Origin of the sequence: Pseudomonas sp. TH06 (assembly GCF_016651305.1) — a bacterium.
In the GTDB taxonomy this organism is placed as follows: Bacteria; Pseudomonadota; Gammaproteobacteria; order Pseudomonadales; family Pseudomonadaceae; genus Aquipseudomonas.
The window spans coordinates 4,332,236-4,345,174 of sequence record NZ_JAEKEC010000001.1; the positions used below are offsets into that span (position 1 = coordinate 4,332,236).

7 protein-coding genes and 1 pseudogene (1 of these 8 running past the window's edge) are annotated in these 12,939 nt (G+C 60.2%); 4 read left to right on the plus strand and 4 right to left on the minus strand.

From position 1 onward, the window contains the following. The 3 genes from JFT86_RS19395 to JFT86_RS19405 all read left to right on the plus strand — a co-directional run. Window positions 1-5,518: the final stretch of a non-ribosomal peptide synthase/polyketide synthase gene (locus tag JFT86_RS19395; protein WP_201237954.1), read on the plus strand. 12,332 nt of this gene lie to the left of the window's left edge; 5,518 of the gene's 17,850 nt are visible here — the last part of the coding sequence; the start codon falls outside the window, past its left edge; its stop codon occupies window positions 5,516-5,518. 66 nt (window positions 5,519-5,584) lie between these two features. Beyond that, window positions 5,585-6,733, plus strand: a complete 1,149-nt coding sequence (gene macA / locus JFT86_RS19400) for a macrolide transporter subunit MacA (protein WP_201237956.1) — start codon at window positions 5,585-5,587, stop codon at window positions 6,731-6,733. Between the two features lie 2 nt (window positions 6,734-6,735). Next, entirely contained in the window at window positions 6,736-8,694 is a 1,959-nt protein-coding gene (locus JFT86_RS19405; RefSeq protein ID WP_201237957.1) for a MacB family efflux pump subunit, read from the plus strand. A gap of 70 nt (window positions 8,695-8,764) precedes the next feature. On the opposite strand, the gene JFT86_RS19410 is transcribed toward JFT86_RS19405, so the two are convergent. Then, window positions 8,765-9,514 (minus strand): helix-turn-helix transcriptional regulator, encoded by a 750-nt coding sequence (locus tag JFT86_RS19410; RefSeq protein ID WP_201237958.1) that lies wholly within the window; start codon window positions 9,512-9,514, stop codon window positions 8,765-8,767. Window positions 9,515-9,894: 380 nt separating this feature from the next. On the opposite strand from JFT86_RS19410, the gene ycaC reads away from it, so the two are divergent. After that, on the plus strand, window positions 9,895-10,527 hold the full coding sequence (gene ycaC, locus JFT86_RS19415) for an isochorismate family cysteine hydrolase YcaC (protein WP_201237960.1): 633 nt from the start codon (window positions 9,895-9,897) through the stop codon (window positions 10,525-10,527). A 101-nt stretch (window positions 10,528-10,628) separates the two neighbouring features. Here ycaC and JFT86_RS19420 read toward each other — a convergent pair. From JFT86_RS19420 to JFT86_RS19430, 3 genes and pseudogenes are all read right to left on the minus strand, one after another. Next, window positions 10,629-11,366, minus strand: a pseudogene (locus tag JFT86_RS19420) (Fic family protein). Then, window positions 11,363-11,626: a hypothetical protein gene (locus JFT86_RS19425; protein WP_201232737.1), complete on the minus strand. Its 264-nt coding sequence runs from the start codon at window positions 11,624-11,626 to the stop codon at window positions 11,363-11,365. Before JFT86_RS19425 ends, JFT86_RS19420 begins: the two are co-directional and overlap by 4 nt. A gap of 72 nt (window positions 11,627-11,698) precedes the next feature. Continuing rightward, window positions 11,699-12,937 carry an MFS transporter gene (locus JFT86_RS19430; RefSeq protein ID WP_201237962.1) on the minus strand — a complete coding sequence of 413 codons (1,239 nt, stop codon included), beginning with the start codon at window positions 12,935-12,937 and terminating at the stop codon, window positions 11,699-11,701. Window positions 12,938-12,939: the final 2 nt, after the last annotated feature.

Here is a 12,939-nt window from a genome sequence, read left to right on the forward strand (position 1 = left end):
TGCGTTGCTCTATCGCACCGGCGACCTCGCGCGCTGGCTGGCGCCGGGGCAACTCGACTGCATCGGGCGCAATGACGATCAGGTGAAAATCCGCGGTTTCCGCATCGAACTGGGCGAAATCGAAACGCGTCTGCTGAACTGCCCGGGCATCAAGGAAGCGGTGGTGCTGGCGCGCCGCGACGGCCAGGACAACGCACGTCTGGTGGCGTATTACACGGTCACCGGTGAGACTCTCGACGGCGCTGATCTGCACGCTCAGTTGCAAGCACGACTGCCGGAATACATGGTGCCGACGGCGTGGGTGCAGCTCGATGTGCTGCCGCTGAACAACAATGGCAAGGTTGACCGCAAGGCGCTGCCGGCTCCAACGCAGGAGGCGATGCTCAGTCGTGCCTACGAGGCACCGGCCACTCCGCTGGAGGCAAGCCTTGCCGCCGTCTGGGCTGAAGTGTTGCAGGTCGCGCAGGTCGGGCGCCACGACAACTTCTTCGAACTCGGCGGCCACTCGTTATTGGCGATGCGCATGCTCTCCCAGGTGCGTCAGCAGATGGGCGTGGAACTGGCGTTGGCCGATCTGTTCGCCAATCCGCAACTGGCTGCCGTCGCCGAAGTCCTCAGTCGGGCAGGCCGCAGCACGCTACCGGATATTCTGCCGGCACCGCGTGATCAAGTGCTGCCGCTGTCGTTTGCCCAGCAACGCCTGTGGTTCCTCGCACAGATGGGCGGCGGCAGCTCGGCTTACAACATTCCGATCGGTCTGCGTCTGCGCGGGCGTCTTGATGAAGATGCCTTGCAACGGGCATTGGCGCGAATCGTCGCCCGACATGAAACCCTGCGCAGCCGTTTCACTCCGCACGATGATCAGGCACAAGTATTGTTTGTGCCGGTCGAGACTGGTTTGTTGCTGCAAGTCGCGGATTTGCGTGAGCATCCGCACGCCGATGAGGCGTTGCAGCAACTGAGCGAAGCCGAAGCGTGCGCACCGTTCAACCTGGAACATGATCCGCTGGTCCGCGGCCGACTGGTGCGTCTGGCCGACGATCACCATGTGCTGGTACTGACGATGCACCACATCATCTCCGACGGCTGGTCGATGGGAGTGCTGACCCGCGAGCTGATGGCGCTGTATCAAGCGTTCAGCCAGGGTGAAGCCGATCCGCTGCCACCGCTGGCTCTGCAATACACCGACTACGCGGTGTGGCAACGCCGCTGGCTCAGCGGTGAAGTGCTGCAGCGTCAATCTGATTACTGGCAACAGAACCTCGCTGGCGCTCCGGCGTTGTTGAGCCTGCCGACCGACCGTCCGCGTCCGGCGCAGCAGGACTATAGCGGCGCCAGTGTCGAAGTGTTGCTGGACGAACAGACCAGCGCCGACCTCAAGGCGCTTTGCCAGCGCCGCGCCGTGACGCCGTACATGGTGATCATGAGTGCGTGGGCGATATTGCTCGCGCGCTTGTCCGGTCAGGACGACGTGGTCATCGGGTCGCCGGTTGCCAACCGCACCCGCGCCGAAATCGAAGGTTTGATTGGCATGTTCGTCAACACCCTCGCGCTGCGCATCGACACGTCGGGTGAGCTGAGCGGTGAGGCGCTGCTGGCGCGGGTCAAGGCGCAGACCCTGCAAGCCCAGGCGCATCAGGATTTGCCGTTTGAACAGGTGGTGGAAATCACCCGGCCGGTGCGTAGCCTGTCGCACAGCGCGTTGTTCCAGACGCTGTTGAGCTGGAACAACAACGACGGCCCAAGCCTGACCCTCGGCGACATGACGCTCGAAGGTGTCGCCAGCCCGAGCCTCTTTGTGAAATTCGACCTGTCGTTGACCCTCGGTGACTATCCGGGCGGGATTCGCGGTGCGCTGAACTACGCCACGGCGCTGTTCGACGAGTCGGCTATCCAGCGCTTTGTCGGGTACTTCCAGCGACTGCTGGCGGCGCTGGTCAGCGATGATCAAGCGGTACTGGAGCACCTGCCGTTGCCGGCGCCGGAGGAGCTTCAGCGATTGCTGGTCGAGTACAACGCAACCGCGGTCGATTGCCCGCTGGAGCAGCCGCTTCAGGCCTTGTTCGAAGCGCAGGTGCGGCGTAAACCGGAAGCTGTTGCCGTGCAATCCGAACAAGGGTCCCTGACTTATCAAGCGCTCAATGCACGCGCCAACCGACTGGCTCATCATCTGCGCGAAATCGGTGTACAGCCGGACACGCGCGTGGCGATCTGTGTCGAGCGCGGGCCGGATCTGGTGATCGGTCTGCTCGCCATTCTCAAGGCGGGCGGGGCGTATGTACCGCTGGATCCGGGTTATCCGGCGGAGCGTCTGGCCTACATGCTCAAGGACAGCGCACCGGTGGCCGTGCTGGTGCAGTCGGCAACCCGCTCGTTGTTCACAGCGTCTGCGGTTGCGCTGATCGACCTTGATCGCAGCACCTGGCAGAACCAGGTCGAACACGATCCGCAGGTGCCAGGCCTGAGTGCATCCAGCCTGGCCTACATGATCTACACCTCAGGCTCCACCGGTCTGCCCAAAGGCGTGATGATCGAACATCGCAGCGCCTGCAACATGGTGCACTGGGGCTCGCAGATCAGTGCGCCCACCGAGCACGGTGCGCTGCTGCAAAAAGCGCCGTTCAGCTTCGACAGTTCGGTGTGGGAGATCTTCTGGCCGCTGTGTTCCGGCCTGCGTCTGGTGCTGGCACGACCTGACGGCAACCGCGATTCGGCTTATGTGGTGCAGACCATTCGCGAGCATCAGGTCACGGTGGTCAAATTCGTTCCGGCGTTGCTCCAGCACTTCATCGAAGAGGACGATGTCGAGCAGTGCACCAGCCTCACCGATGTACTCAACGGCGGTGGCGAACTCAGTACGGCGCTGGTTCGCCAAGTGCGTCAGCGCCTGCCCTGGGTGCGTTTGCATAATGTCTACGGGCCGACCGAAACCACTGTCGACAGCAGCGGCTGGACGCTGGAGCCGGGTAGTCCGATGCCGGACAGCGTGGTGCCGATCGGCAAGGCGCTGAGCAACACTCGCTTGTACGTCCTCGATGCCCACGATCAGCCAGTACCACTGGGCGTCAGTGGTCAGTTGCACATCGGTGGCGTTGGTGTCGCGCGTGGCTATCACGGACTGCCCGACATGCAGGCCGAGCGCTTCATCGACAGCCCGTTTGTGCCGGGTGACCGGCTGTACCGCACCGGCGATCTGGTGCGCTACAACAACGACGGCGACCTCGAATTCCTCGGCCGCAACGACTTCCAGATCAAGCTGCGTGGCTTGCGCCTGGAGCCGGGTGAAATCGAAGCCCGGTTGATCGAACACCCGGCGATCCGCGAAGCGGTGGTCATGGTGCGCGACGAGCGCCTGGTCGCCTGGTACACCCTGCGTGCCGACGTTGCCGCGCCGGATCTGGAGGTGTTGCGCGCCCATGTGCTGCAGCGTTTGCCGGAATACATGGTGCCAGGCGCTTTTGTGTTGCTTGACGCTCTGCCGCTGACGCCCAATGACAAGATTGACCGCAAAGCGCTGCCTGAACCGGGTGTGGAAGCGCTCATCAACCGTCCTTACGTGGCGCCGCAAGGCGAAGTCGAAACGGCGTTGGCGCAGATCTGGGCCGAAGTGCTGGGCATCGAGCAAGTCGGGCGTCACGACAACTTCTTCGAGTTGGGCGGGCATTCGCTGTTGGCGGTGCGTCTGGTCAATCTGATGCAGCGAGCAGGGTTGCCAGTGTCGCTGGCGCAGTTGTTCCAGCACCCGAGCGTCGAGTCCGCCGCTGCGCTCCTCAAGCAGGACCGCGACGCTGCCGGACAGCCCGACGGACTGGTCGTGGTACGCGCCGGGGATCACGGTACGCCGTTGTTTCTGATGCACGAGTTCAGCGGTCGCGAAGTGTATTTTCCGGCATTGGCCATGCACATCGACGGAGCGTTCCCGATTTATGGTCTGCCCGGTGTGCCACTCGGCCAGCCGCAACTGCGTACGATCGAGTGCATGGCCCGGCGTATGGTCGAGATCATCCGTTCGGTGCAGCCGCACGGGCCGTATCGTCTGGCGGGATGGTCATTCGGCGGGGTGTTGGCCCTTGAGGTCGGCCAGCAATTGCTTGGCCTTGATGAGCCGGTTGATTTCATCGGCATGCTCGACAGCTATGCGCCCAACCCACTGGCTCAGAACAAGGCGATGTGGAGCGGTGAAGGGTTGGACAAGCGTCAGTTGCTGGGCCATTGCCGGGGTCGTTCGATGATGCTCGGGGCAGAGGGGCAAACCGCGTTGGCGCGTGTGCAGGCGCTGGAGGCTGAAGTCGGGCAACTGGATTTCAATGAGCTGTTCCAGCGTTGCCTGGCGCAGCAACTGACTGATCCGGAACTGTCGACCGTCAGCGCCGCAGATGCCAGACACTACTTCGAGCGCGAGGCCGCGCACCGGCTGGCATTGGCTCATTACCGGGTCGGCCCGGCCAGCCAGACAATCCATCTGTTCCGCGCTCAGGAATTGATGGACGGGCAATCGATGCCGAGTCCGACGCGTGGATGGGAAGAACGTTTTTCCAGCGAATGGCTGCACTGTATCGATATCCCGGGCGATCACCGCACGATGATGAAAAATCCGCACATCCAGGCCCTCGGACATGCCATTAGCCAGGCGCTGGAAGCTGTCGTGGCGCCAGAGCCTGCGCTGTATCAACCACTGCTGACCATCCAGACCGGGCATGTCGGGCATGCGCCGATCTTTTGTGTGCCGGGGGCAGGGGACAGCGTGACCGGCTTCATTCACCTGACCGAGGCGCTGGGTCCGGAATGGCCGATCATCGGCCTGCAACCGCGAGGTCTGGATGGCAGCAGTGTGCCGCACAGTCAGGTGGAGGCGGCTGCCGCGTTTTATCTTCAGGCGATCGAGCAGGTTTATCCGCAAGGACCGGTGCACCTGATCGGCCACTCGTTCGGCGGTTGGGTCGCACATGCCATGGCGGCGCAGTTGCAGTCTGCCGGGCGTGAAGTGGCGTCGTTGACGTTGATCGACAGTGAAGCGCCCGGCGGCGACGGCACGGCCGGTAAACCGTATACGGCGACTGCTGCGCTGGAGCGTTTGATCGAAACGCTGCAATTGTCCAGCGGCAAGTCTCTGGGTATTGATCCGCCGACCTTTGCCAATGCCGATGACACGACGCAGATGCGTCTTCTGCATGCCGGCATGGTGCACGCCGGTGTGCTCTCGGAAAAGGCTGCAGCGGACGCCATGCACGGCCCGGTGCGGACCTTCGCCACCGCGTTGCGCACGGTCTATCAACCGACTCTCGCCTATCACGGGCCGGTCAGGTTGGTGCTGGTCGATGACCCCACGCTGGACGCCTGGGGCAATCAGCGTGAACAGGCCGCGATCCTGGAAGGCTGGCAGCGTCAGGTCAACGACTTGGCGGTGTGGTACGGGCCAGGCAACCACTTCACGATTCTCAAGGCGCCCAACGTCTTCAGTCTCGCGGCGTGGTGGCATGACGGTCTGTCGGTGCCGGTCAACGAAACGCTGTCCTGAATGTTGTTTCTCTACCTGAGCCCGGCCGCTGGCCGGGCCCACTCCTGAACGGACTTGTGGTCATTTATGGAAAAGTCGAAGTTGCGCAAAGTCGGTATGGGATTGGCGTTGGCCGCGGTGGCCGGATTGGTGTTCTACACGGTGCAGGCTCCGGCCGAGGCACCGCAGTACCTGACCGCCACGGTCGAACGCAGTGATATCGAAAACGCGGTGCTGGCCACCGGGTTGCTCGAAGGCATCAAGCAAGTGGACGTTGGCGCACAAGTCTCCGGACAGTTGAAGTCGCTCAAGGTCAAGGTCGGCGACAAAGTGAAGAAGGGCCAGTGGCTGGCGGAAATCGATCCGCTGGTGTTGCAGAACACCTTGCGTCAGGCCCAGGTCGATGAGGAAAACCTGCAAGCGCAAAAGCGCGCCACGCAGGCGCAACTCAAGCAGACCAAGGCGATTTACGAACGCTATAAAAACCTGCAGGACGATGCGTCGATCTCACGTCAGGATTTCGAAACCGCACAGTCGGACTACGAAGTGCAGCAGGCCAATCTGTTGTCCCTCGATGCACAGATCAAAAGCGCACACATCCAGATCGACACCGCCAAGGTCAATCTGGCGTATACGCGGATCGTCGCGCCGATTGATGGCGACGTGGTCGGCATCGTCACTCAGGAAGGTCAGACCGTGATCGCTAACCAGTTGGCGCCGATCCTGCTGAAACTGGCGGACCTGGACACCATGACAGTCAAGGCCCAAGTCTCCGAGGCCGATGTGATTCACATCGCCCCGGGGCAGGAGGTGTATTTCACCATTCTCGGCGAGGACAAGCGCTATTACGGCAAGCTGCGCGGCACCGAACCGGCGCCGCAAAACTTCCTGGAAGCGCCGCCCGCCGGCACGCCCAAGCAAAACTCGGCGGTGTTCTATAACGCGTTGTTCGAAGTGCCCAACCTCGACCATCGCTTGCGCATTTCGATGACTGCGCAAGTGCGCATCGTCCTCGACACGGCCAAGTCAGTGCTGACCGTGCCGGTGGCGGCGCTGGGACCGCGCAATGCCGATGGCAGCTTTCCGGTACGGGTGCTGGACGCCAAAGGCCATGCGCAGTCGCGCAACGTGCAGACCGGGATCAACAACAACGTCAAAGTACAGGTCAATGACGGCTTGGCCGAGGGCGATCGCGTGGTGATCGGTGATCCAGTGACCAACGTGGCAGGGGCTTGAACATGACGCAACCGCTGCTGCAACTCACGGGCATCACCCGCAGTTTTACCGCCGGTGACCGCGAATTTCTCGCGCTGAAAAACATCAACCTGACGATCAATGCCGGGGAAATGGTGGCGATCATCGGCGCCTCGGGCTCGGGCAAATCGACGCTGATGAACATTCTTGGCTGCCTCGATTACGCCACGGCCGGTAGCTACAAAATCAACGGCCAGGAAACCCGCGATCTGGACAATCAGGCGCTGGCGGAACTGCGCCGTGATTACTTCGGCTTCATCTTCCAGCGTTACCATTTGCTGCCGCACCTGAGCGCCATGCACAACGTCGAAATGCCAGCGATCTACGCGGGTATTCCACAGCTGCAACGCCATGCCCGAGCCCGTGAGTTATTGGCGCGGCTGGGCTTGCAGGAACACTTGAGCCACCGGCCTAGCCAACTCTCCGGCGGACAGCAACAGCGGGTAAGTATCGCCCGAGCCTTGATGAACGGCGGCGAAGTGATTCTCGCCGATGAACCGACCGGTGCGCTCGATACCGCCAGCGGCAAGGAAGTGATGCGCATCCTGCTGGAACTGCACGCAGCCGGGCACACGGTGATTCTGGTGACCCACGACCCGAAAGTCGCGGCCAACGCCGAGCGCATCATCGAGGTCAGCGACGGCGAAATCCTCAGCGATCGCAGCAACGTGCGTGACACCACACAATTGCCGGACGAAGACACGGTGACACCCAAAGCAAGGGCTTCACGGCGTCTGGTCGCCAGTCTCGGTTTGTTCAAAGAGGCGTTCAGCATGGCGTGGGTCGCGCTGATCTCGCACCGCATGCGCACGTTGTTGACGATGCTCGGTATCGTCATCGGCATCACTTCGGTGGTGTCGATCTCGGCGGTGGGTGAGGGCGCCAAGCGCTATGTGCTGAAGGACATCGCGGCCATCGGCAGCAATACCATCGATATCTATCCTGGCACCAGCTACGGCGACAAGCGCGCAGCCGCCATCGAAACCCTGTTGCCCGCCGACGTCACGGCACTCAATCAGTTGTATTACGTCGACAGCGCCACGCCGATGATCGGTCGCAGTCTGTTGCTGCGTTATCGCAATATCGATCTGGACGCGCAGGTCAATGGCGTCAGTCATCAATACTTCCAGGTACGCGGGATCAAAATGGCCGAGGGCATCCCGTTCAGCGAAAGCGATGCGCGGCGCCAGGCGCAGGTGGTGGTGATTGATCACAACACCCGCCAGCGCTTGTTCGGTGCCGGTGTCGACCCGTTGGGGCAAGTGATCCTGATCGGCAATCTGCCGTGCACGGTGATCGGCGTGGCGGCGGAGAACAAAAACCTCTTCGCCTCGGGCAAGACCCTCAACGTCTGGGTGCCCTATGAAACTGCAGCCGGGCGGGTACTGGGCCAGCGTTATCTGGACAGCATCAGCGTGCGCATGAAAGACGGCCAGCCGAGCAAAGTCGTCGAAGAACATGTCACGCAGTTGTTGCTGCAACGTCATGGCATCAAGGATTTCTTCACCAACAATCTCGACAGCGTCTTGCAGACCGTGCAGAAAACCAGCCGCTCGCTGGCGTTGCTGCTGTCGTTGATCGCGGTCATTTCGCTGGTGGTCGGTGGTATCGGGGTGATGAACATCATGCTGGTGTCGGTGACCGAGCGTACCCGCGAGATCGGCATTCGCATGGCGGTCGGCGCGCGGCAATCGGACATTCGCCAGCAGTTCCTGGTGGAGGCGGTGATGGTCTGTCTTTTAGGCGGAGCGATCGGGATTACGCTGTCCTACGCCATCGGCCACCTGTTTTCGGTGTTTATCAAAGAATGGGAAATGGTCTTCTCGCTGACATCGGTGCTGACGGCGGTGGTCTGCTCGACGCTGATCGGCATCGTGTTTGGCTTTGTGCCGGCAAGAAATGCATCGCGACTGGATCCGATCGAGGCGTTGGCCCGGGATTGATGGTGCTCAACGTTGCAGGGTAGGAGCTGCCGCAGGCTGCGGCAGCTCCGACAGTGGTGTGGTGGGGTTGTCAGGCAGCGCTTGAGGCGGAGGTTTCCTGTGGCGAATACATCCAGCGCATCAATGAATGCCGGCCGCTGATCCCGAGTTTGATGGCGGCTCGTTTGAGATAGCTTTCCACCGTGTTGACCTTCAACTGCAACTGCTCTGCCAGTTCCGGCGCGGTGCGTCCGGCGAGCAGGCCGACGCACACTTCGGTTTCGCGATTCGACAAGCTCAACCCCAATTGCTGCAAACGCTCGGTAAAACGCCCGCGCAGGGTTTCCAGTCCCGAGCCTTCGGCGGTCTCTGAGGGGCGTTCTGCGTCAATGCTGGCGGGTTGCAGCGCGTTGATGTGTTTTTCCACCATGGGCAACAGCACCGGGGAAATGTCTTGCAAGAGGCTGCGCTCCTGCGCGGAAAAACGCTGGGACTCACCGTTACGGTAGACCGAAATCACATAGCGGTAACCGTCCTTGCGGCGGGTCAGATGCAATTGCGAGGCGTCGGCGCTAGCCGATGACTCGGAGGTCGGCAGGGCATCGGGCGCCGCGGCACTGTGTTCGGAAAATACCGTTTCGGCCAGCAGGGCCGAATCTTTCAGCGGTTCGAACTCACTGCGGCTGGCGGTGCGCCCCAGCGGTTCGACGCGCATCTGGCGAATGTGCGTGGCATCGACCGCCAACTGGGTGCGGATGAGGTCATGCAGCATGCGCGGGAAATGCCGGCTGCCGGTGCTCGCAATGACTTTGCCGATGTGAGGGAACAGGTATGAATTCATCTACGTCATCCATGAATTGGCGTGGTTACAAACGTCCTTGCAGCTTCGTCGACGATCTCCTTGAACGAGAAATTGCTGCAGGAATTGGATCCTATCCTAGTACAACGTACGAGCGACGGCTTAATGAAGGGGTTATTAGTTAATAACCGCTTCACCTGATCTCTCTGGTTTTCATTGCATACGTGAAGCCTTGCAACGGTATGACAAGGAGCGCCGGAAGGTCGGGATCACGCTGAAGTCCGTGAAAAGTATTTCGTGATTGTCCTTTTTTAGTTGACGGTGAAACGCTTTTCAGCCGATTTATCCCGTTTCAGTGTGTCAGTAATCTGTGCCCATCTTGAACGCAACAACAAATCACACAACTGAAAAGGACTGCACAGATGAACACTCCAACCTACAACCGCCTCAACAAAGACGACGCCATCGTGCTGCTGGTCGATCACCAGACCGGTCTGATTTCGCTGGTACAGGACTTCTCGCCGAACGAGTTCAAGAACAACGTACTGGCGCTGGCCGATCTGGCCAAGTTCTTCGAATTGCCGACCATCCTCACCACCAGTTTCGAACAAGGCCCGAACGGCCCGCTGGTGCCGGAGCTGAAAGAAATGTTCCCGGACGCGCCGTACATCGCTCGCCCAGGCCAGATCAACGCCTGGGACAACGAAGACTTCGTCAAGGCGATCAAGGCCACTGGTCGCAAACAGATCATCATCGCCGGTGTGGTGACGGACGTCTGCGTAGCGTTCCCGACACTGTCGGCGCTGGCGGAAGGCTTTGATGTGTTCGTGGTGACCGATGCTTCCGGCACCTTCAACACCACCGTGCAACAGGCTGCATGGAGTCGCATGACCCAGGCCGGTGCGCAAATGATGAACTGGTTCTCGGTGGCCTGTGAGTTGCACCGCGACTGGCGCAACGATATTGAAGGGCTGGGCAATCTGCTGTCGCAGCGGATCCCCAACTATCGCAACCTGATGAACAGCTACTCGGCGCTGACGGCTTTGCAAAAATAGTCGCCACCGCTAATCGAAAGCCTGCCCTGACCAGCAGGCTTTTACTTTTTTCTGACGTTTCAAGCCAAATCTAAAGCTGAGTCAATACTCGGAGAAGATCATCATTCCAGAGGTATTGTCCGATACGATTTATAAAGCCGCTGCACCTCAGGATCATCCAGACTCTCGTACGTGATGCCTTCCTTATCCATGCCATCCAGCCCTTTGATACCGCCAATCATTTGCGGCCATTCTTCACGACTGGAGATTTCGCTGATAAACGGTGCCAGATAACCATCAAGATGGCACTGAAAAGGATCTCGAATTTCGTCACTGAGCGCCCGTAAATAGTCATCCTTGTTCGTCTTCGACCAATTGATGGCGAATCTGCTCCGAAATCACAGTTCCATGTAAACGAGCAGAATGGTGCGACCATTTCCATCCAGAAAAGGATGAGCAGAAGCCAGCTGACCCATTACCTCGCCAGGCCGGGCACGAAAACGTTTCTTGTTTGCTGCGAGTTCAAAGGCATATTCGACGGACCTTCTGATCAGGTCGGGACGCTCGAATATTGTGTGATGAGGATCATCCTTCGATCCTTTGAAAACCGCCAGATGGGGGACTAGTTCGTACCTGTCTTTCCCCGCCCAGGGATAAAAGCCGGAGAACAGGATTTCATGTGTTTTGAGGACCGCCGTATAGTCGATGGGCTTTTTCTTGGCGAGATAGGCAAGGGCGTCGTCGATACTGGCTTCGAAAGAGAGGTGCTCCGCCTCTTTTACTTCGACGGGGTCCTGGAGTTTGAGTGTGTTGTGAAGATAACCTTCAGTCTCGAAATTGCCGAAGGGGTCAAAGGTCATGCGCTGAGTTGCTTTTTGCAACGTCTCTTTTCCTGCAGGTAACGTCCTTGCAGGGCCATGATCTCTGTTTTGCTAAGAATGCCCTTTCTTTTGAGGTTCACGAGTAATTGCTCAATTCCGTCCAGTTCCACGACATCACCCGCCAGGCGCGTGATCGTGACCGCCATGCAACTCAGGCTGTCACGGTCGGCGGTAATCTTGTGTTTCCGGGCGAGCAGGCGAACTTCATTCGCAACGTTGTCAGTGGTTGATCCAGGCATTTGGAATCCCTCGTGTTCTGTTTCGGAGCATAGCACGGCGTCGTTTCTGTAGGCACACGAGGGAGTTCTCGACTAACCATATCTGGAGGCGAGACCAGGAGTCGGCGACCCACGCAACGTCTCCGGAACCCCCACCCAAAGCAGCATCACTGCCGCCGCCGCAATCCCCGCCAACGTCAGAAACGCTGCGCTGTAACCCGCCCCTTGCACGACGAATCCGGCCAGTCCGTTACTCAGCGCCGCACCGAGACCGAACACGGTGGTCAGTGCGCCCAGGCTGATATTGAAATGGCCGGTGCCTTGCGTGAGGTCTTTGACCATGATCGGGAACAGCGCGCCGAACAGACCCGCGCCGACGCCATCAAGCATTTGCACCGCGACCAGCCAATAAGGATCGTCTGAGAGTGTGTAGAGCACGCCGCGCAGGGGCAGGATCAGAAAACCCGCGAGCAGCAAGGGTTTGCGCCCCCACACATCGGCTTTGGCGCCGACCAGCAGCGCAGCCGGAACCATCACCAGTTGCGCCGCGACAATGCACGCGGACGTCAGTGGCGTGGCCATTTGCAAATTGGTTTGTGCGAGTTTCTGGCTTACCAGCGGCAGCATGGCGGCATTCGCCAGGTGAAACAGCGAGCAGCAAATGGCAAACAGCAGCAATGGCCGGTTGCTGAGCAACACTGTCAAACCGGAGGGTTGATGTTGCCCTGCGGCGGCGGGGTCGAGGCCGCGTGCCAAGTCATGGTCTATGGCATCGGCGCTGACAAAGTACAGAGCGATCACACTGGCGAGGGCCATGCCGGCCATCAGATAAAACACTGCAACGGGACCGAACAGATACGCGAACACCCCGGCGAGCAAAGCGGCGCAGGCATTGCCGGCATGGTTGAAGGTTTCGTTGCGCCCGGTTCGCCGGGTGAACGCTCGCGGGCCGGTCATGCCCAGGGTGATCGCGCAAATGGCCGGGGCAAATATCGAGGCAGCCGCTGCGCTCAAGGCTTGCGTCAACGCCACCAGACTGAAAGACGTCACGAAGGGCAGCAGCAGGCAGCTGCCGGTGACGATCAGTGCCGCGATGGCGATCAGTGCGCGTTTGGCGCGGCTGCTGTCGACCAGTGCGCCGGCCGGTGTCTGGGTAATCAGCGCGGCGATGCCGGCTATTGTCATGACCACGCCGATACTGGCCGGGTCCCAGTGATGCACGGCCAGCAGATAGATCGCCAGATAGGGCCCGAGGCCGTCGCGCACATCGGCGAGGAAAAAATTGAGGCTGTCCAGCGAAAGGTTATTGCGGCGATCCAGATGATTGCTCACAG